Annotated in this window: 20 protein-coding genes; 16 read left to right on the forward strand and 4 right to left on the reverse strand. The window is 39.2% G+C overall.

The annotated features are described in order from the left end of the window. Positions 1 to 204: 204 nt before the first annotated feature. The 5 genes from EKM78_RS09170 (at position 205) to EKM78_RS09190 (ending at position 6155) form a co-directional block, all read left to right on the forward strand. Positions 205 to 717, forward strand: a complete 513-nt coding sequence (locus EKM78_RS09170; RefSeq protein ID WP_125771559.1) for a DUF1836 domain-containing protein — start codon at positions 205 to 207, stop codon at positions 715 to 717. A gap of 17 nt (positions 718 to 734) precedes the next feature. Then, complete coding sequence (locus tag EKM78_RS09175) at positions 735 to 1586, forward strand: DegV family protein (RefSeq protein WP_125771561.1); 852 nt, start codon at positions 735 to 737, stop codon at positions 1584 to 1586. Positions 1587 to 2399: 813 nt separating this feature from the next. Beyond that, positions 2400 to 3623, forward strand: coding sequence for a carboxylate--amine ligase (locus EKM78_RS09180; RefSeq protein WP_125771591.1), 1224 nt, complete (start codon positions 2400 to 2402; stop codon positions 3621 to 3623). A gap of 12 nt (positions 3624 to 3635) precedes the next feature. Next, positions 3636 to 4100 (forward strand): universal stress protein, encoded by a 465-nt coding sequence (locus EKM78_RS09185; protein WP_125771563.1) that lies wholly within the window; start codon positions 3636 to 3638, stop codon positions 4098 to 4100. A gap of 111 nt (positions 4101 to 4211) precedes the next feature. Further along, on the forward strand, positions 4212 to 6155 hold the full coding sequence (locus EKM78_RS09190; RefSeq protein WP_125771565.1) for a M13 family metallopeptidase: 1944 nt from the start codon (positions 4212 to 4214) through the stop codon (positions 6153 to 6155). A gap of 233 nt (positions 6156 to 6388) precedes the next feature. Here EKM78_RS09190 and EKM78_RS09195 read toward each other — a convergent pair whose 3' ends face one another. Continuing rightward, on the reverse strand, positions 6389 to 7450 hold the full coding sequence (locus tag EKM78_RS09195; protein ID WP_164507280.1) for an FUSC family protein: 1062 nt from the start codon (positions 7448 to 7450) through the stop codon (positions 6389 to 6391). Positions 7451 to 7608: 158 nt separating this feature from the next. Between EKM78_RS09195 and EKM78_RS09200 the strand changes: the two genes are divergently transcribed. The 9 genes from EKM78_RS09200 to EKM78_RS09240 all read left to right on the forward strand — a co-directional run bounded on the left by EKM78_RS09200 (position 7609) and on the right by EKM78_RS09240 (position 17896). Continuing rightward, positions 7609 to 8892, forward strand: a complete 1284-nt coding sequence (locus EKM78_RS09200) for an L-cysteine desulfidase family protein (protein ID WP_125771569.1) — start codon at positions 7609 to 7611, stop codon at positions 8890 to 8892. Positions 8893 to 9074: 182 nt separating this feature from the next. Further along, the gene (locus tag EKM78_RS09205; protein ID WP_125771571.1) at positions 9075 to 10748 is read left to right on the forward strand and encodes a subtype B tannase; all 1674 of its coding nucleotides are present in this window, start codon (positions 9075 to 9077) and stop codon (positions 10746 to 10748) included. A 532-nt stretch (positions 10749 to 11280) separates the two neighbouring features. Beyond that, positions 11281 to 11991 (forward strand): SDR family oxidoreductase, encoded by a 711-nt coding sequence (locus EKM78_RS09210; protein ID WP_125771573.1) that lies wholly within the window; start codon positions 11281 to 11283, stop codon positions 11989 to 11991. Positions 11992 to 12312: 321 nt separating this feature from the next. Continuing rightward, the gene (locus EKM78_RS09215; RefSeq protein WP_425453540.1) at positions 12313 to 12780 is read left to right on the forward strand and encodes a MerR family transcriptional regulator; all 468 of its coding nucleotides are present in this window, start codon (positions 12313 to 12315) and stop codon (positions 12778 to 12780) included. A gap of 754 nt (positions 12781 to 13534) precedes the next feature. Further along, the gene (locus tag EKM78_RS09220) at positions 13535 to 13858 is read left to right on the forward strand and encodes a carboxymuconolactone decarboxylase family protein (RefSeq protein WP_125771577.1); all 324 of its coding nucleotides are present in this window, start codon (positions 13535 to 13537) and stop codon (positions 13856 to 13858) included. A 3-nt stretch (positions 13859 to 13861) separates the two neighbouring features. Next, a complete protein-coding gene (locus EKM78_RS09225) occupies positions 13862 to 14275 on the forward strand; it encodes a cupin domain-containing protein (protein WP_125771579.1) in 414 nt (137 codons plus the stop codon). Positions 14276 to 14583: 308 nt separating this feature from the next. Beyond that, positions 14584 to 15531 (forward strand): D-2-hydroxyacid dehydrogenase, encoded by a 948-nt coding sequence (locus EKM78_RS09230; protein ID WP_125771581.1) that lies wholly within the window; start codon positions 14584 to 14586, stop codon positions 15529 to 15531. 114 nt (positions 15532 to 15645) lie between these two features. After that, the gene (locus EKM78_RS09235) at positions 15646 to 16092 is read left to right on the forward strand and encodes a Fur family transcriptional regulator (RefSeq protein ID WP_125771583.1); all 447 of its coding nucleotides are present in this window, start codon (positions 15646 to 15648) and stop codon (positions 16090 to 16092) included. A 754-nt stretch (positions 16093 to 16846) separates the two neighbouring features. After that, positions 16847 to 17896, forward strand: coding sequence for an HIRAN domain-containing protein (locus EKM78_RS09240; protein ID WP_164507281.1), 1050 nt, complete (start codon positions 16847 to 16849; stop codon positions 17894 to 17896). Positions 17897 to 17943: 47 nt separating this feature from the next. Here EKM78_RS09240 and EKM78_RS09245 read toward each other — a convergent pair whose 3' ends face one another. The 3 genes from EKM78_RS09245 to EKM78_RS12745 form a co-directional block, all read right to left on the reverse strand. Next, entirely contained in the window at positions 17944 to 18804 is an 861-nt protein-coding gene (locus tag EKM78_RS09245) for a metal ABC transporter solute-binding protein, Zn/Mn family (RefSeq protein ID WP_125771587.1), read from the reverse strand. Between the two features lie 41 nt (positions 18805 to 18845). After that, the gene (locus tag EKM78_RS12740) at positions 18846 to 18974 is read right to left on the reverse strand and encodes a putative metal homeostasis protein (protein WP_164507282.1); all 129 of its coding nucleotides are present in this window, start codon (positions 18972 to 18974) and stop codon (positions 18846 to 18848) included. 266 nt (positions 18975 to 19240) lie between these two features. After that, positions 19241 to 19396 (reverse strand): hypothetical protein, encoded by a 156-nt coding sequence (locus tag EKM78_RS12745; RefSeq protein ID WP_164507283.1) that lies wholly within the window; start codon positions 19394 to 19396, stop codon positions 19241 to 19243. An 801-nt stretch (positions 19397 to 20197) separates the two neighbouring features. On the opposite strand from EKM78_RS12745, the gene EKM78_RS13315 reads away from it, so the two are divergent. Beyond that, complete coding sequence (locus EKM78_RS13315) at positions 20198 to 20320, forward strand: hypothetical protein (protein ID WP_281273621.1); 123 nt, start codon at positions 20198 to 20200, stop codon at positions 20318 to 20320. Positions 20321 to 20844: 524 nt separating this feature from the next. Next, the gene (locus EKM78_RS09250) at positions 20845 to 21060 is read left to right on the forward strand and encodes a helix-turn-helix domain-containing protein (RefSeq protein WP_125771589.1); all 216 of its coding nucleotides are present in this window, start codon (positions 20845 to 20847) and stop codon (positions 21058 to 21060) included. The last annotated feature ends 497 nt before the right edge of the window (positions 21061 to 21557 follow it).

Raw genomic sequence — 21557 nt, forward strand, 5'->3', positions numbered from 1 at the left:
TGGTCTTCTTCGAGGAGCTCAAATCGACGTCGGCAGCGTTCCAGTGGCTGTATCCCCGGGCCCCGGAGTCGGCATTGAACGTAGCAACCAAACTACTACCTCTCCCCCCACAACAAAGCAATATCCCAAACCACTACACCTAGTTTTCAAAACTAGATAAGTAAGTTATAATAAACAGATACCAATCAAGGGAAGAGGGAAACCATGGATGAACTAGACACCTGGCTCAAGCAAGTAGCCCAATACAGCTTACCAAGATGGAACAACCTACCAGACCTAGCGCTATATAAAGATCAACTAATCACATTAGTAGATCAATATGTCAAACCAGTCTGGATCGGCGAATCGCCGATCGTAACACAATCAATGGTAAACAACTACGTTAAAAACGGCATGATGCCAGCACCGATCAAAAAGCGCTACCACAGAGAACAGCTAGCTTATTTGATCGTAATAACTTTTTTAAAACAAGTAATGTCAATGGATGAGATCAAACGAGGCATCGAATCGGAGACCATCGCCTTAACTAGCGTAGAATCCGCTTATAATACTTTTTGCGAAAAACAAGAAGCAGCCTTAAAGAACCTAGGCAAAAACAAAGCTCCAGTTCCAGAAGACACGGAACTTTTGAGCAGTCTGGTGATCGATTTAGTCACACGGACCTTTGCAACAAAACTCATGACGAGAAAGATTTTAACAATTGGAAATAACGACTAAATAGAAAGGCGACCAAAATGACTAATAAAATAGCAATAATCGTGGACTCATGTTGTGATATCCCAGAGGAGTATTTAAATAAACCGGGAGTATATGAGCTACCAATGCAGATCAACTATAAAGACAAAACCTACCTAGATCGCGTAAATATCACTTCTAAGCAAGTTTATGACAACCTAGAACAAGAAATACCCAAGACCTCATTACCAACAGGAGACTCAATTCAAAGAACTCTAGATGAAGCATACGATGCGGGCTACAACAAAATAATCTCCATCTCGATCTCCTCAAACCTATCAGGAACCTACAACTTCCTAAGCACCTTCTTAGAACAAGACGACCGCTTCACCTATCACGCCTTCGACACGAAACAAGTAGCCATCGGAGCAGGCTTGATAGCCGTAGCAGCAAAAGACTTAGTCGATACAGAAGACAATTTCGAAACAATAGTAAAACAAGTCGAAAAAATCTGCGCCAACACAGTAACCTACTTCTGCATTCCAACCTTAACCTACCTAAGAGCAGGAGGCAGAATCGGCCTAGTATCCTCAGTAGTAGGAGGCATGCTAAAACTAGCACCAGTAATCACCTGCAACGAAGAAGGGATCTACACCTCAATAGCCAAAGCCAGAGGAATGAAAAAAGGCCAAAAAATCATGCGTGAAAAAATCAAAGAATTCGTAGGCGATCACAAAGATTACCTAATCGGAGTAAGCCACGGAGACGACGAACAAGCCGGAGGAAACTTACTAGCCAAACTAGAAGAAAACGGCGTCCACGGCAAAAAAGAATTCTTCGGCATAGTAGGCCCAGCCCTAGGAGTACACACAGGCCCAGGCTTAGTAGGAGTAGCAGCCTGCTTACTATAATCAGATAAATTCAAATCAAATAATTACAAAAAAATCAGACATCGAATCCAGCAAATGGAAAGACGTCTGATTTTTTAGAACGAAAAAAGCAAGAAGCGTGAAGGGGCAAAGCCCCGAACCACGCACAAAAGAGAACCATCAAACAGAAGTTTCGGCAAAAGAAAAGCATGGAGAAATAAAGTGGAACAAACCAAAAAAATGAGAAGAGCGAAGTCCTGCGAACCGAAAAAGAAATAAGTAAGTAAGAAAGAGAACATAGAACAGAAAAAATCAGGAAGCGCCAACTCCCACCAGAATAGAAGAATCCTGAGATAGACATGTGAGAAATAGGAAGAGCAAGAAGTGCCAATTTGAACACAAAATGTCGGTAAATCTCAACCCAAGGGGGGATTATAAATACTATCTAGGTGGAGGGTCGGGGCGCTATATGGGCTCAGCCGCCAAATTTCACTTGGCAATTTTATTGCCTAGTGAAAGACCAAGTTTTGAGCTACCTGGCGAACTTCCAGGTAGCTCAAAATTGCGTCGGCAGCGTTCCAGTCCCATATAGCGCCCCGACCCGGAACCGGCATTGAACGCACAACCAAACTACTACCTCCATCCCCCCCAACATCAAAAAATTGTAAATTTGAATTAATACCAAATTATTGCTATCATATTGAGTCGATTACCACAAAAAGTATCCAAACCAACAAATATGGTATAATCAACAATGATTGTAAATAACTAAAATAATCGAAATAGAGTGAGAGGTTGATACCTATCGAAACTGAATCAGGAAAAAAATTCACGCCCGTACTCTTAGGTAGTGATATGAACGTGTACGGCATGGCTCGTGCGTTCCATGATCTATATGGTGAAACAGTCAAAGCATACGCCGAAGCACAATTAGCCCCAACACGTTTTACCAAAATACTTGATCTTACTCTCTTTTCTGGATTTTCCGAAGATCCTGTTTTTATTGAAAAGATGCGCCAGATCGCTAAAGAATATGATAAACATGATGAACCCGTAATTTTGATCGGTTGTGGCGATGGCTACGCCGAATTAATTAGTAAACATAAAGAAGAATTATCAAAGACATTTATTTGCCCATACGTTGATTATGATCTCTTAAGATCATTGAACAACAAGGAGAGTTTTTATAAGGTCGCCGACGAACACAAATTGCCGCATCCTTTAACTACCATCATCACTAAGGCAATGTATGAAGATAAAGAAGACATCAAGAATCCTTACGACTATCCGGTAGCTTTAAAGCCTGCTAATAGTGTCGAATGGCTCGATATCCATTTTGAAGGTCGGAAAAAAGCTTTCACGATCCATTCAGATGAAGAGTTCAAAGATATCGTTGGTAAGATCTATGACAATGGATATACATCAGATCTGATCTTGCAAGACTTTATCCCCGGAGACGATTCCAACATGCGTGTATTGAATGCCTACGTGGATCAAGAACATCACGTGAAGATGATGTGTTTAGGTCATCCAATTTTAGAGGACCCAACTCCGCAAGCAATCGGTAACTATGTCGCTATCGTACCTGAATTTAATCAAGACGTTTATGACTTAGTTCAAAAATTCCTTGAAGACATTAAATTCACGGGTTACGCTAACTTTGATATGAAATATGACTCTCGAGACAAGACTTTCAAGTTTTTCGAGATCAACTTAAGAATGGGACGAAGCAGCTTTTTCGTAACATTGAATGGCTACAATCTTGCTAAATATGTCGTAGAAGATTATATTGAAAATAGCTTAGAAAATGAGCCAACTGTTTACGCAAATAAGAACAAAGCACAGCACAAGCTTTGGCTTGGAGTTCCAGTTAAGGTATTCCGCAAGTACGCAGCCGATAATGAAGCTAGTCACTATGCTGAAGAACTTATTAAACAAGACAGAATTGGCACGACCGTTTTCTATGACAAAGATCGTTCCTTTAAGCGCTGGTTGTTATTAACATACATGTTCCACAACTATGTAAAGCGTTTTGACAAATATTTTGAAGTCAACAAAGGAAGAGATTTTGAAAAATAGGGGGCTGTAAAAATGGACGAATTAAAGGATTACAATGTTAAGAAAATCGAATATGATCGTATCTTGATCTGTGTCGATTCAGATGACTTTGTTTCATCAAAGAATGCTTTTAATTATGCTTGTTCTCTAGCAAAACACTACAATGCCAAATTAGGTATCGTCTCTGTTTTGGAAACAGGCGATTTGAACATTTTCCAATCATTAGACAAAGATACACTCGCAGAACGTCGTGATGAGATCAAGGGACTCCTTGAAGCATACGGTGAAAAAGCTAAGACTTACGGTGTACAAGATCTTCATTTAATGGTTACAGAAGGTAATCCAGGTCATGTCATCGTTGAACAAGTAATTCCGAAATTCCAACCAGACTTAGTTATCGTTGGTGTAGAAGAGAAGAATCGCAACCGTAATACTATCGGTTCACAAGCTGCTCGGATCGTTAACGACTCTAAGGTTTCAGTCAGTGTTATTAGATAAATCAGTAATTTAACCAAGCAGGGAGGCTGGGACTAAGTCCTAACCTCCTTTTAGTGTTATAGTAGTACTCAATCAATAATCATAATTTAACTTATATTTGGTGGTGAAGGCATGTTTACAAGCAAGATAGTTGGTGGCGCAGGCGATATGGTCAATGCCAAACCGGCTAATGAAAAAGATAATCTATACTTAGCAGTTAACGGTGCATGGCAAGAAAAAGCCGTTATCCCAGCTGATAAGCCTAGAACTGGTGGATTCATGGACCTGGATGAGGATGTCGAAAAGACATTAATGAAAGATTTTCACGAATTCGCCAACAACGAGGATACGATCAAGGATGACCTCTTATTTCAAGCAGTCAAACTTTATCGTTTAGCAAACAATGTAGATCACTTGGACAAGTTCCATCAACAGCCGATTTTAAAAGATATCCAACGGATCACTGATTTAAAGGATATCAACGATTTAAGCGATAAGTTAGCCGAACTTTCGGCTGACAATTTCCCATTACCGATCGATGTTTCGATCGATGCTGATATGAAAGACACTTCAACCAACGTTGTCTACATCGAGGGAGCAGATCTGATCTTACCCGACAAATCGTACTATGACGACGACAACGAGTCAGGCAAATCATTACTGAAAAAGTTTAGTGAAGTTTCTGTAAAATTACTTTCGATGATCGGCTATGACCTAGACAAAGCCCAAGCTATTGTTAAAAAGGCTTTAGCCTTTGATAAGTCTTTAGTACCGATCGTCAAGAGTCAAGAAGAGTGGGCCGATTACACTAAGATCTACAACCCAATGGACTTTAAAGAATACATTACTAAGTCCAACTCATTGAACCTAGAAAAACAAGTCGTGGACTTGATCGATGAAACTCCTGAAAAAGTTATCATAGAAGAACCACGTTACTTGGACAATTTAAACAAATTAGTAAACTCAGAAAATTTCGAAAACATCAAAGAATGGATGTTAGTCACATACTTGACTGACAACGCTTCAAATCTTGATGAAGAGTTCCGCCAAACTATCGGCGAATACTCCTTAGCTTTGAGTGGTGCCAAGGAACTCAAGAATAGAACGAAGTATGCCTACCATAAGGCTGCCAATATTTTTTCACAAGTAGTTGGTACTTATTATGGGAAGAAATATTTTGGTCAAGCTGCCAAAGATGACGTTACAAACATGGTCAAGAAGATGATCTCGATCTATGAACAACGGATCAATGACAATACTTGGCTCGGTGAAGATACAAAGAAAAAGGCCATCGTGAAATTGGAGACGATCAAGATCAAAGTCGGCTATCCTGATAAGATCGACGAATTGTACTCCAAGTTCGAAGTTGAAGAAACTTCATCGTTATACGATAACGTGATCAACTTTAGACGCATCCGTCGTCAAGACGAATTGGACAGCTATCACAGACCAGTCGACCGGGCAAAATGGTTGATGCCAGGTCACATGGTCAACGCTTGTTACGATCCATCTAGAAATGACATCACTTTTCCAGCAGCAATCTTGCAAGCACCATTTTACAGCTTGAAGCAATCAAGCAGTCAAAATTATGGTGGTATCGGAGCAGTCATAGCGCATGAAATCTCCCACGCATTCGATAATAACGGAGCCCAATTCGATGAGTTTGGAAATATGAACAATTGGTGGACTGACGAAGATTATGCCAAGTTCAAAGATCTAACTCAAAAAATGATCAACGAATTCAACGGCATCCCATACAACGGCGGCAAAGTAAACGGCAAGCTAGTAGTCAGCGAAAACGTAGCCGATGTCGGCGGTCTAAGATGTGCTCTAGAAGCGGCCAAAACTGAAAAAGACGAAAACCTACGCGAATTCTTCATCAACTGGGCCAGAGTATGGCGCCTAAAAGCAACCAAAGAATTCAACGAACTACTATTAAAGACCGACGTCCACTCGCCAGGCCCACTAAGAGCCAACGTCATGGCCCAAAACATGGACGAATTCTACCAAGAATTCAACATCACACCAGACGATGGCATGTGGTTGGATCCAGACAAGCGAGTTAATATCTGGTAGAAATAAGAATGTTGGAGTTTATCCATACTATATGAACCTATTTTGCCAAAAGGCAGTCAGATTTTAGCATCCAAAATATTTTTGTTTGATAAAAACTGACAATTTTGATATTTTCAATCAGAATCCTTAGCAATAATTCAACAGCGATGTAAAAAAGGACAAATGCAAAATCAGCATTTTCATGCTGACAATTGTATTTGTCCTTTTTCTGTTTTCCAGAGAAAAAAATAAAATTATTTACGCAAAGCATCCAAGTCAAACGGCATACACCGCAATAAGAACTTCCAAATAAACACATAAATAACAGCCAACAAAACTCCAACCAAGTTATCAAATATCCGGATAACAACGGCGGAGTTCCCAGCAAAAATAGTAAAAGCTAGTGCCAAAGCACCAAAGCAGTTGAAAACATTTTTAAATCGATAAGTTGCAGAAAGCCCTAAACAGATTCCACCAATGATACCTAGCCAGTCTTTAGGTATGAAGTTAACCAACACCATGAACAAAATAGAGCCAGCAATAACACCAATCATTCGATCGATTACGCGATTTTTGGAACTAGAGAAATCAAACGTCGAAATGATTGATGAAAAAGCAAAACCGACCCACATCGCGCGAGGCAAGTCCCAAACTTCACTCAATAAAATGATCAGACTAGTGCCGACTGCGTAGTAAGCTAGCCAAATATTACGCATTGATGCGATTCCTTTGTCAAATATCGATTGGGAGATCGAAACTTCCATGTCCTTATGGCGATGCTTTTGGAAAAAGATGACCGAGAAGAAAATGAAGCAACTTAGCAACAACCAAAAACGGGAGTTCAATTGGACTACGTTGAGTTTGGTGCTAGTTCCCAGCAAGAAGATGTACGAAAAAGAATATAACCCAGGATTACCCATTTTCGGGTCTTTTCCGGTCAAAAAGAGCAGCAATAATAAATTGAGCAAGTTGAGAATAAATTTCAAATAAAAATTCTCTAGCTCGAAAATCAGCGGTATTGAAAACAGTACGATAAAAATTATTCCTAGACTGACGATCGAATGGCTGATCTTATAACCAAAATGGACGAAACGCAAACTTAGCAACATGCAAAACAATATTACGGCTAGAAAAGAATTTTCCATTCCAAAACAGTAACCTATTGCCGAGATGAATCCAATTGCAAAGGTTACGATAAAAATGCTTCGTAAAAACATAATGAAGAATAACTTTTGACGCTCGTTTTTTGAAACAGAGTTGTGGATCTGTTTTTTTAATACGAACGGATCCAGTTGTAATTTCTGATAAAATGTCATGGTTCCTCCTTCAAAGCAGCATTGAGAAGTGTATAAAAAGGTAATCAAAAAGTCAATATGAAGCGATATCATTATCTTCATAATTACCGTTGCGACCGCACTAGATCCATACTATATTAGTATCAGTAGGTAAACGTTAGATTCAAAGAGGTATCAATATGGAGAACAAAGATGTGACATTATTCATTCAAGCTCTACGAGAGAAAGTTGTGCCAGCGACAGGATGTACAGAACCCGTAGCAGTCGCCTTAGCTGCTGCAACTAGTCGAAAATATTTAGCGGCAGATGAAGTGGTTGAACAAATAAGGGTATCAGTGTCTTTAAATATTTATAAAAATGCTTTAGCGGTCATCGTGCCAGGCACTGGTGAACCCGGTTTAGAAGTTGCTACGGCTGCTGGTTTCTTCGCTGGCGATCCAGATAAAGGACTAAAAGTCATTTCCGATATCGAGTCAACTGAGATTGAAGAAATCAAGAAATTAGCTGAATCTGGTAAGGTTAAGATAGAACTAGCTAAGGATTGTCCGGGGTTTTTCGTACAAGTCAAGGTTCAAACTTTACTAAATACGGTTACGACAAAAATAGTAGGTAGTCACACTAATATTGTTGAGATCATAAAAAATGACCAAGTTATCTTGAAGCAAGAAGAGCAACAAACTACAAAACAGTCAACGATTGACGATTGGATTCGTACTAAAAAATTACGCAATATTTGGGATTTTTCTCTTGAAGTGCCTTTAGAAAAAATTTCTTTTATCAAAAAAGCTGCCGAGCTCAATGTTACCTTGACTAATGAAGGGTTGAAAAATTTATATGGCCTTCAATCAGGTCGGAAACTACAGCAAGTGCTGTGTGAAGACACTCTCGATCACCAACTTTTGATTTATACTCAGGCAGCTGCTGATGCGCGAATGGGTGGTGCGATGATGCCCGCCATGACTAACTCTGGTTCGGGTAATCAAGGCATCACGGCTACGATTCCGGTCTATGTTGTCGCCCAACGGCAAAAAATCGAGCAGGAGAAATTTATTCGAGCTCTAGCGTTATCACATTTAGTGGCTATTTATATTCATTCGTTTTTGCCCGTTTTATCGGCTTTTTGCGCGGCTGATTCAGCAGCCATGGGCTCAGCAGTTGGTGTTTGTTACTTGCTCGACGAAAATTTTGAAGTTGCTCAAAAAGCCATTAATAATATGGCCGAAGATGCAGTTGGTATGATTTGCGATGGCGCCGGTTGTGCTTGTGCCTTAAAGGTCGGTAACGTTGTGTCATCAATGTATCGAGCCGTTAAGTTAGCACAACAAGGTGTTGAGATCCCCGTTAGTAATGGGATGATCAGTGAAGACATCGACCAAACGATTCGAAATATTGGCCAATTAGCATCGAAGGGGATGCGACAAACGGATCCAGAGATTTTGGATATCATGATTAATAATAAGTAGAAAAAAATTTAAACTTAAATAAAACACTTAATATTTCCATATTCTAGTAGGAAGATTAGGTGTTTTTCTATTCCAATATGTAATATATAACTAAAAAATCAGAATGTTACAATCTAAACGACGTTATAAAATTTTTCATTTAGTGTGCTATTCTGGATACATCAATTTGAGGAGGGAACAACGTGAAAAAAACTACCATAGCTTTATTTACGATGTTTTTAGCAGTATTAGTCCTTGCTGGCTGTTCAAGCAACAAGGACGATTCCGCTAGTAGCAAGACTTTGAAGTCTGGTGATCTTGCATCTACCACATACAAGAAATCACAATCCTACTACCGAAATGGCACGACATACAGTGGCAAAAAAATCAGCTTAGACTTTAAAAATGCCAAGTATGAAACTAGAACTATCAAATCTGGTAATAAGACGATCAAGTATCGTGCTTATGAAAATATAGTTTACGTAAGCAAGCCAGTCGATAAGAAGTATCAAAAGATGAACATTTATATTCCTGAAGCATACTTCAAGAATAAGAAGTTAAATGGATATACGAAGAAGACAGCACCAGTCTTCTTACCAAATTCAATTGGTGGATATATGCCGGGTGAACCAACAACTATTGGTGGTTCAACGACGACATCAACAGCTGCTGCGCCTGCAGCAACCTCATCATCAAGTTCTCCAGCAGCACCTGGTGCTGGTGGTACAGGAGTTTCTGCAACTGGTGGTGCTCCACAAGGACAAAACAGTGCTCCTGAAAAAGCTCTAAAAGAAGGTTATATCGTAGCAGCACCTGGTGCTAGAGGTAGAACTACAAAAGCAAACGGCAAGTATACCGGAAAAGCTCCAGCTGCGATCGTCGATCTAAAAGCCGCCGTTCGTTACTTGAAACTCAACTCTAAGAAGATCCCTGGTAATGAAAACAAGATCATCTCTGACGGTACAAGTGCCGGTGGTGCGATATCTGGATTGCTAGGTGCATCAGGTAATGCCAAAGATTACGCTCCATATCTAAAGGCCATCGGTGCTGCCGATACTTCAGATAATATTTTTGCATCAATGGACTTCTGTCCGATCATGAACTTAGAAAACGCTGATGCTGCCTACGAATGGCAATTTAACGGTATCAACGATTACGTCAACGGAATGCACATGCCTGGTGAAACTCCAGCAGCAACGACTTTGACTTCAGCACAAAAGAAGATCTCGAAGGATTTGAAGAAAGAATTCCCAGATTACGTCAATGGCTTGAAACTCAAAGACGATGACGGCAATACTTTGAAGATGAACTCTGACGGCTCAGGTTCATTCAACAACTTGATCAAACAAACAATCATCGATTCAGCTCAAACAGCTATCGACAATGGCAAGAACATTACTGAAAAGAAATATCCATTCTTGACCATCAAGAACAAGAAAGTAACTGATGTTAACTTGAAGAAGTATAACAAGGCCGTCGGCAGAATGAAACCAGCTCCTGCCTTTGATGGCGTCGACTTATCAAATGCTGAAAACCAAGAAATGGGAACAGCAACCGTCAATAAGAAACACTTTACTGACTACAGTCAAGAAAACAACACAGCTAAAAACAAGACATCCAAAGCAAGTTCAAGCATCATCAAAATGATGAACCCAATGGACTTCGTCGGCGAAAACAACGCTGATACAGCACAACACTGGTACATCAGATACGGTGAAAAAGATGCCAACACATCAATCGCCGTACCAACAATCTTCGCTCAAAAACTAAAGAACGAAAACAAAGACGTCAACTATCACCTTGAATGGGGCAAGGGACACGCCGGAGATTACAACTTGAACGAAATGTTCAAATGGATGAACAAAATCTCAAAATAAAGAGAGCGCAGCGAGGTTGGTCAGCTGCTGAGGATTAACGCGAGTGGTCGCACAAGGTGATGCGAAGCAGTGCCGCGACCACCCGTGTTAACCGGAGGCCGCTACCTCGCGGAGCTCGTTTCAAAATAGAGAGCGGAAGCGCACGGTCAGCTGCTGAGGATTTAGGGACTGTCAGCACCCAAGGTGCGGCGAAGCCGCGCCTGCTGACAGTTTCTAAACCGGAGGCCGCTGTGCGCTGGAGCTCGTTTCCACTATAAAACGGGCAACGTTTGGTTATTCAAATAATCCCGTTTGGCAATCTAAGTAAACGGGTTTGGTATAAAAATATCGTGGTTTGGTAATTAAAATACCAACATTTGAAACAAACATAACTAATACCGAATTTACAAACTCTGACACAAGTAAATCCAACAAAAAAACACCCCTGAAAAGGAAGAGCAAATTCTCGACCAACCTCAGGGGTGTTTTTAAATCCAAGCTAGATTTAAGATAACAGTTTTATCCTAATCGCATCAAAAAGGAGACAACAAAAATGAACCTATCCAACAAAAGAATACTAGTCGTAGGTGGCACTTCAGGTTTCGGACGCGAGGTTGCCATCCAATCGACGCAACAAGGAGCAGAAGTAGAGGTCATCGGTAGAAATCCCAAAAGAGTAGCTACTTTCAATAAAGAACACACTGACATTGAAGCAACTGTCTTAGATGCAACTAATTCAACGGATTTAAAAAATTATTTTGCATCAACTCAATCATTCGATCATATAATTTCCACATTGGGTGGAGCGATGGGAGGTGGATTCTTAGATAGTTCGCTTGAAAAAATTCGTCAAACTGTCGAAGATAAGTTTTTTGCCAATTTACAGCTCGCCCGGATCGCTCACAATTTTTTAAATAAAAAAGGGTCTCTGATTTTTACATCTGGTTCAGGTGGACACCCATATGACGCCTCTGGTGCGATTGTTGGTAATTCGGCGATTAACACCATGGTGGCCGGTTTAGCTGTTGAATTAGCGCCTGATTATCGGGTCAACGCAGTCTCACCGACTTGGACGCCGACTGGATTGTGGCGAGATATGTCAGAAACTGATGTCATGCAACAAGTAAAAAACTTTTCTCAAGGAGTTCCTTTAAAGCGAGTGGCGACGATCGAAGAGGTAGCTTCTGGATATGTGTATTTAATGCAAAATGATTTCGTAACTGGACAAATATTAAATATAGATGGAGGAATAGATTTAAATTAAATATTTTATTTAGATTTAAGCTTCAATTAAGGTTTAGCATTCATAATATTTATAACAAATGAAGGAGGAGTCATTAATGGTATTTTTTAATTCTTTAAGAGCTGGTATTAGTACTGGATTACGTACTGCTGAAAATGATATTGCTGCCATCGGACAATTCTTTGACAACGTTACTAGTTTTCGTTAGTAATAATTAATTTCTAGAAATGGTGCTGTTTTATTTGTTAATATTACCGAAGCTATTTTTGGATTTTTATATATAATATAAATATTTGCATTTAAGAAAATAAATGTTAGACTTTAAGTCAACTTCAAACAATTATGAATGAAAAGGAAGATTTTATGACGACAGATACGATGAATGGAACTGAACAACACTACCGCATTGGTGATTTCGCAGAAATGACCGGGTTGACCAGTCCAACACTTCGTTACTATGAAAAAGAAGGTTTGGTTAAGCCACACCGATCAGAAAATGGGCTTCGGTATTATACTGATGCTGATGTTAACTGGATTAAGTTTTTGCTACATCTGAAGAGTACTGGGATGTCTATTGATCAGCTTAAGAAGTATGTTCAGTGGCGTGCTGAAGGCGATGCTACTATTCCTAAGCGACTTGATTTGTTGAAGTCGGTTCGGGAAGATTTTATGAAGAAGATGGACGATCTTGATCATAGTTTGACTATTTTGAATGATAAGATCGATTGGTATTCTGGGAAGACTGATGGTCGGATTTCTGATTCTGAAGGTTTTGCTGAGTATTTGGAAAATATGAATCATGCTGAGTAAGGTTTCTTATGGGAGCCTTATTTTTTTTGCTGTTAAAGATGTAAGTGAGCTATGGCAGACAGAGGCGTTTTATTTTGCTGGATTAGTGTTAGTTTGTTTGGTTAGCTGGGATGGAGGTAGTATTTTGGTTGCTACGTTCAATGCCGACTCCGGGGCCCGGGGATACAGACCTCAGTACCCAAATTTCTCTTGGCGACGAAGGAGCTTAGAGAAAGACCGAGTTTTGAGATGCCTGGTGGTCTTCCAGGTAGCTCAAAATCGCGTCGGGTACGTTCCAGCGTCTGTATCCCCGGGCCCCTCCGTCTAAATAGTGACAATATCCCCCCTTGGGGTGAGTTTTACCGATTTATTTTGTACAAATTGGCAATGTTTGCGCGTCCTATTTCCCACATGTCTATCTCAGGATTTATCTATTCTGGTGGGGAGTAGGGGCTTCCTTTTCTTGTTTGAATATATTCTCTTTCTAGATCACTGACTTTTTTCTCGGTTCGCGGGACTTTGCTCCGCTCATTTTTGTTTCCTGACTTACATTGCTGTTGTTGATTTTCATGTTTTGTTGGTTAGATAAGAGTTGATATTCTTTTTGTTCTCTTGCCTTCGCTTCTTGCTTGCGTGCTCGATACTCTCGCACTCTCGCCTTGAGGGACAGTCTCGCTTCGAATGGTCGTTTTTTTGAAAAAATTCACTTATTCTCTTGACTTGAAGTGTACTTTAAGGTGTTTACTTTAGTCATTAATTAATGGAGGTAATGTTTATGGCTAAAAAACAAACTGCTGGGCGCGATAATTTGGGTGAATTTGCTCCTCAATTTGCTGCCTTGAATGATGATGTTTTATTTGGTGAAGTTTGGGATAAGGAAAATGAGTTGTCGGCTCATGATCGTTCTTTTATCACTATTGCTAGCATTATTTCTGCTGGTAATACTGAACAATTAGATGCTCATTTGAAGATCGGTAAGCAGAATGGGATTTCTAAGGAAGAGATTGTGGCTGAGATTACTCACTTGGCTTTTTATGCTGGCTGGCCTAAGGCTTGGTCTGCTTTTAATCGTGCTAAAGAAATCTGGACGGAGGAATAATTTATGGCTAAATTTGAAGAATTGAAAAATGATGGGGTTTTTCCTGTTGGTGAGAAGAATGATGCTTATGCTCAATATTTTATCGGTCAGAGCTATTTGCAAGGGTTAGTTAGTCCTGAGGATAATATTGATTTTGGTATCGGTAATGTTACTTTTGAACCTGGGTGCCGTAATGATTGGCATATTCATCATGATGGGTTCCAAATTTTGTTGGTTACTGGTGGCGAAGGCTGGTATCAAGAGTGGGGCAAATCTGCTCAGCTTTTGAAAAAAGGTGACGTTGTGGTAATCAAGGAAGGTGTTAAGCATTGGCATGGTGCTACTGCTGACAGCTGGTTTTCTCACGTTGCTATTACTAAGGGTACTTCTGAATGGCTTGAAAAGGTTACTGATGCAGAGTATGCCAAATTAGGATAGTGTGATATTAATAATAAAATATAATATATAAATGTATGTAGTCAGGCATAGATACGACTTACTTTGTTGCAGCATCGACCAATAATAATGATGTTCTATTTAATTGACATTGGGTAAAAAGGTGTATTAAATAAAGTAGCAGACGTAATGCCTGACTTTATTTTTTGGGAAAAATGATATCTTATTGTTCGATTAAGTATATTTTTTAAAAAATTATTTTCTTAAAATATTTTCATGCAATATTTTTCTTATCAACTTTTTCCTAAAGGTCACGTTAATCGTCTAAATTTAATTCGCGAGGCTAAAAAATGAAGATTTTGAGTTTTATTCCACTCACGGATTCACAACAACGTGAGATCAGGGAATTATCTGATGATATTACTTTGGAAGTAGTTTCGCCTGAAAAAGCTACTAAGGAAGATCTGACTGAGGTCGACGCTATTTATGGCTGGTCGAATCGGTTGGAGGACCATGCGGTCGCTAATGGTCATTTGAAATGGATCCAAACTATTCGTGCTGGCGTTGATGCGTTGCCACTGGATGACCTTCGCAAGGAACATATCGTGGTTACTAGTGGATCGGGTGCCAATGCAATCAATATCGCCGAGCAAACTTTGGCTTACATGTTGATGTTCGTCCGTAAACTGCACTTGTCGATGCGCGATCAAGATAATGATCTTTGGAAATTGGACGAGCCTTATGATGAGGTCTTTAACAAAACAGTTGTAATGGTCGGTGCTGGAAATATCGGTACGGTCCTTGGTAAGTATTGCAAAGCTTTAGGAATGAAGACGATCGGTATGCGTCGGACGGCTAAACCGACTGAGAACATGGACGAAATGATGTCGATGGATAAATTGGACGAAGCCGTCGCTAAAGTTGATTTTATCGTGAATATTTTGCCTGATACTAAAGCTACTGAAAATATGTTCAATAAAGACGTTTTTGAAAAGATGAATCCTAATGGTATTTATATCAACATCGGACGTGGTAAGACGACCGATACTTCTGATCTGATCAAGGCCTTGGAAACGAAACAAATCGCTGGAGCTGCTTTGGACGTCTTTAATCCCGAGCCGCTGCCTGATGACAATCCTTTGTGGGATATGAAAAATGTTATTGTGACGCCTCACAATGCTGGTCGTAGTCCACATTATGAAGAGAGAGCTTTCCGTATTTTTAAGAAGAATTTGAAGTCGATGCTCGAGAATGGCGAAGTGATCGAAAATGTTATCGACTTGCAGCAAGGTTATTAGTCAAAAGCTGTAAATAGTAAATATTACTAATCTGTTGTACAATTTAATAAATTGCGTTTAAAGGTGCAATGTTGGTTGCGCCTTTTTGCGTGCTTGTTTTTAAGGAGTGTTCACATGGTTAAGACTGAAAAAGCATATGATCAAGCGATCGAGCTGTTGAAAAATGATAATGTTCGTATTACTAAGCAACGGACTCGGATGTTGGATTATTTGTTTAATAAGCGTGATTTTTATGTTCCTATTACGGAGATCGATCATCAGTTGCGAAAAGAGTTTAATCGGATGAGTTATGAGACGGTTTATCGTAATGTTGAGATGTTGGAAGAGTTGCATGTTGTGGAGACCCGGATGTTTAATAATGGGATGAGGGCTAAGTATCAGTGTGATTTTGATAATGTTGATCATAGTCATTTTATTTGTGAGAATTGTGGTCGGGTTGTGGAGCTGGATAAGCCTGATATGGGGTCGGTTCGTGATAAGCTGCCTGGTTTTGAGATCGATTCGCAGCATTATGAGGTTATTGGGCTTTGCGATGCTTGTGTTAAAGATGTGAGAGAGTAACGCAGACAGAAGCATTTTACTTTGCTGGAGGCTGTTAGTTTGTTTGGTTAGCTGGGTGTTGAGGTGGTATTTTGGTTGCTACGTTCAATGCCGACTCCGGGGCCCGGGGATACAGCCACTGGAACGCTGCCGACGTCGATTTGAGCTTATTCGGGAAGTTCGCCCGAACAATCTCAAATACGAGTCTTCCTCTAAGCTCCTTCGTCGCCAAGAGGAATTTGGCGGCTGAGGGCTGTATCCCCGGGCCCCTCCGTCTAGATAGTGACATAATCCCCCCCTTTTGTTGAGATTTACCGATTTATTTTGTACAAATTGGCACTTTTTGCTCGTTCTATTTCTCACATGTCTATCTCAGGCTTTATCTATTATGGTGGGGAGTAGGAGCTTCATTGTCTTTTTTGTAATACTTTCTCTGTCTTGACCACTTATTCTTTTCTCGGTTCGCGGGACTTTGCTCCGCTCATTCTTGATTCCTGACTTACATTGCTTTTGCTACCTTTCTTTTAAATGTTTTGTTAGATAAGATTAAATACTTTTATTCTTCTTTTACTTTCGCTTCTTGCTCGCGTGCTCATTCCTCGCACTCTTGCCTTATTACTTTTTTATCTTATGTTTTCTTATTAGCGCGCTTTCGGATTCTTTTGGGTCCCTTGCGCTTTTTTTATACCTAATTTTCCTGGTATATTCATGATATATGATCTATTATCTAGTTGAATTATTATTTGTTTTTAACGTTGTTCTGTGGGGGGGCTTTATGGATGCGAAGGGGATTATTCACGGCGTTGATGGTGATATTGAGATTTACGGTTCTCGTTTGATTTGTGTGAAGCGGTGGTTCGATTGGCATCAAATGCGTTTTTGCAGGGCTTCTAAAGTGTTTGAATATTCAGAAATTAGGCAAATTTGCTTGTTGATGCCGACTGCTTTTTCCCGTGGATGTATTGAAGTGATTACTGATTTGGAGCAGGGCATTTTTGATCGTGGTATTTTGGCTTTTCGTGATTCTACAGCTGATAATGTGATTACTATATTTGGCTATACGAAATCTCAGAGAGAAAATGTGCGTAGATTGTATCACTTGATTCTTGACTTGAAATCTGATTATGAATCGTCGGTTAAGAAGCAAATGGATATTGATGGGAAGATGTCTGATTCATTGCACCCTGACCGGTGGATTGAGCCCATTTCTTTAGTTGGTGTTAAAAGTGGTAAGGCAAATGATTCTTGCTTTGAGAATATTAACCAGCGAGTAACTCCTATTTCGGCATCGTATACGCCCAATTCTGGTGAAAAAGGTATTTATTCCAAATTTTCAAAAAGTCAGTTGACTCCCTTTGCGGTTTTTTCGTCCAAAGTTGTTGGTGTCAGTTATTATCAAGAAAATTTTGAAAAGTTAATTAGGGCTTTAAAAGCTACTAATCTGATTGAGCAAAATGTTCGATATTATGATTCAGGGGTGAGGAGATATTATTCTGGATCTAGGATTTACGAATTTAATTTGCATCAAGATTTTGGAAATATGGTTTTAGAACATGAACCCGATAATCCTCATGATGCTAATGCCATTAAAGTGATGATATATGCCGACAATGATCGTGCATATTTTATTGGCTATATTCCGCGAGATTTAACCCATATCGTTGCACCGATCATTGATGATCCTGACTTTGCTCGTAAGTACTATACTCATTACTTTATCGGTGGAGGCAATTATAAGCGCTTGGGTTTCGGAGATAGGGCAACTGGCCCAATTTATCGTCGCCATATCAATTATTTTGCACATCTAGAAATCATTAAATATTAGTACAAAAAAACATCTCTATTGTCAATTTTTAACAATAGAGATGTTTTTTATTTTGCAAATTTATCCAAAATGTCATTCATGTACTTATAATATCCCACGCTTCTTGGTAGGGTTTCGGTTAAGCTGATGATTTTGACATTGTTTTCTTTGGCGGTTTTGACTAATTTTTTGATTACGCCACTGGTGACTTGTTTATTGACCACTAGATAGTCGACTTTGTGGTTTTTTAAGCCAGTCTGGATCTCTTGGACGTCTTTGATCGATGGATCGGTTCCGTCTTCGATGGCTTTAGCAAAGTGGTTATCTTGAACGGAGATGCCTAGATCTTTCAACAAATAGTCGGGGAGTGGCTCAGTCACGTAAGCTTTTTGGCCGTTGGTCGTTTGTTTGATTTGATGTTCTTTGTCGATCAGCTTATCCAGCTTTTTGCTGTATGCTTGGTAGTTTTTCTTATAAGTTTTTTTGTTGAGTTTATCCATCTCAGAGGCTCGTTGGTAAACGGTCTTGGAAAGCTTCTTGACATTTTCAACGCTGAACCACAAATGTTCGTTAGTTCCGTCTTTTTCGTGAAGAACGTCTTCGCCTAGACTAAGTTTGCTATCTTGCATATTATTTGCTTCAACAATATCGTTGACCCAGTCGTCGTAGCCTAAACCATTGGCCACAACAAGCGGAGTACCAGCAATTTGTTTAGAAACCTTGGTAGTTGGCTTGTAATCGTGAGGATCGACCGCAGTCGACTTAATAATCGGTTCCACCTCGTATTTATTCCCAACAATAGCCTTGACCGGTTCATAGTAAGTATTAGTAGTAGTCATAATCTTCTTCTCAGTCGAAGTTCGGTTGCAACCGACTAATAAAAATACTGCTAAAAACAAAACTCCAAATAAATATTTCTTCCTCTTCATAAAAATCCCATCCTCAAAAAAATCTATCTCTAATTATATAACTATTTTGCCACCTTATTAATTTGTGCCCGCTTGAATTCTTTGATCAACTTAAGAGCACGACGCCGAGTCTTCTTATTAGAACTAGCAATCCGACACCCAGCACTAGCCAAATCAGTCTTTTCAGCCATAAAAATCCCTCACTTCTGTAAATAGTAATTGTTACGATTAAGAGTATACAGATTCCAAGAATAAAAGACAAATGATTTTTTGGAAGTTAGAAGAATCAATAAATTATTTGTCCTTGGTTTTACTAATTCAGAAAAAAATTGAGATAGACAAGTGAAAGTCAGGGAACACCAAAAAGAGCCGATTTGATCAAAAGAAATAGGGAGCAGACCACACCAAGAAAATATCGATGACCAACTTAGGTGGAGGGGCGGGGCGCTATATGGGTTCAGTAGCCAAATTCCTCTTGGCGACGAAGGAGCTTAGAGGAAGACTCGTATTTGAAATTCCCGGGTGATCTTCCCGGGTAGTTCAAATCGATGTCGGCTACGTTCCAATCCCATATAGCGCCCCGCCCCGGAACCGGCATTGAACGTACAACCAAACAACCCACACTCAACCTAGTATTATTTTTGTAATATTACAAAATAGTTAATCAACAAATATTTAAGCCTTTTTTAAGCTACCAAAGCGAAGATATAACACGTAAAGGAGGTAGCTAATATGATTATTCTTAATTCTTTAAGATCAGCCATTGGCGCTGGTATTGGTACAGTTGGTAACGACATTAATGCTGTTGGTAACTTCTTCGACCAAGTAACAAGCTACAGATAAAAAATGGCGACATGCCACTGAAACGAATACCAAGTCAAGGAGGTGCTAAAGAATATGATTATTCTTAATTCATTACGCGCTGGTATCAGTACAGGAATCCACACGGCCGGAAACATTGTCGATGCAGCTGGCAATTTCTTCGATCAAGTAACAAGATTCTAATTAATTTAAAGCGACTATAAAAAATTACAAGAGGTAAATAACTATGATCATTTTAAACTCATTACGTGCAGGTATCAGTACAGGAATCCATACAGCTGGAAACATCGTTGATGCAGCTGGTAATTTCTTTGACCAAGTAACAAGATTCTAATTATAAAAACAAAAAATAATTTTTTACGGAGGTAACATCCATGATTTTATTAAACTCATTACGCGCAGGTATCAGTACAGGAATCCATACAGCCGGAAACATCGTCGGTGCTGTTGGTAATTTCTTCGATCAAGTAACAACATTTTAATTAAAACAATTTAAATAAAAATATTTTTTATTAAATACAGTGGATCACTGATCCATCCATTTTTCCCTAAACCCAAATAACAAAACAATGATCTAAAGGAGCAAATTATTATGAACAATTTTCCAAATGAATTTCACGAAGCAGTACAAAAGGTAGCAGCACCACAACCAATGGCTCAACCAGAACCAGTCAAACCATTGTGGGACAAGCTTTTGAAACCAATGCCTCGTTAATAATTATGGAGAGTAGCTTAAGCTACTCTTTTTTTGTGTTCTATTTTAATCAAAAAATGACCATATCCATCCGTTATATAACGCACATCATGAAGTGCATAGACCAATTGATAATTGATTTATCAAATGTTATATAAAAAGTGTATCAATTTTCAAATATTTACTATAAATACGTGTAAAATAAGCAGTTTTTCATAAATCATTTTATTTTCATTTCTCCTCATGATATTTATAATAGAAATGTATTCATGTGTTAAGAACTGTATTTGAACAACATTTATAGATATCCTCTATACAAAAACCTGAAAATAATTAAATCGTAAATTGATGATTTTTGAAAAATTTTTTCAGCAAATCTTTTAAAAAATACAATTTACATGTCAAATATAGTCTTAGCACATCTTATATGACGCATTTGCGCGCCAGCTATTGAGGTAATGTTTTCTTGATAATACAATTTAATAGTCAAGTTTATATTTGGTAAAGAATGTTCGCAAAAAATTAATAAAAGCGGAGTGATAAGATTGTTGACGAATTCCGGACTAGTGTCATACCTTGTTGTTCATAAGATCAGACAAAAGACAATCGCGGATGCCTTGGACGTTTCAGTTTCAACCGTATACCGCAAGATTAAGGGACTAGGATTTACTCAACAAGAGGTGTTTTTGTTGAACCAGAAATTGGAAATACCTGTCCACACATTCTATGATGAGATCATCGAAATAAGCGAACACGAATAATCGGTTTGTTTAAGGGTGTTTTTGCATGATTTTAGTGTTCTGAGGGAGGATACTTGGTCAAAATAAAAGCAGTTTCAATCTCAAAGGCAGCACGCCTTTGAGATTTTTTTTAACCCTTATGTTTCTCAAAGATTCATGTACTTGCCCCTCTTTTGTTTTTGCATTTGTTTTACCATTTTTACTATTCTGGAGCATAGAGAGATAGACAAGTGCAGAATAGGGCAGCAAGACAAGCCAACTTAATCCATAAAAATCGGAAAAACTCCAAAAAAAAGAGCTGGTTGAACACCAACCTAGGTGGAGGGGCGGGGCGCTATATGGGTTCAGTAGCCAAATTCCTCTTGGCGACGAAGGAGCTTAGAGGAAGACTCGTATTTGAAATGCCCGGGTGATCTTCCCGGGTAGTTCAAATCGATGTCGTGAGGCAGATTTTTCAACCGGACAGTTTAAATATAATAATTTATTAAGCAGCCATTTCTGACTTTTCTTTCATTTCT

It is taken from the genome of Companilactobacillus furfuricola (assembly GCF_003946325.1).
Lineage (GTDB): Bacteria > Bacillota > Bacilli > Lactobacillales > Lactobacillaceae > Companilactobacillus > Companilactobacillus furfuricola.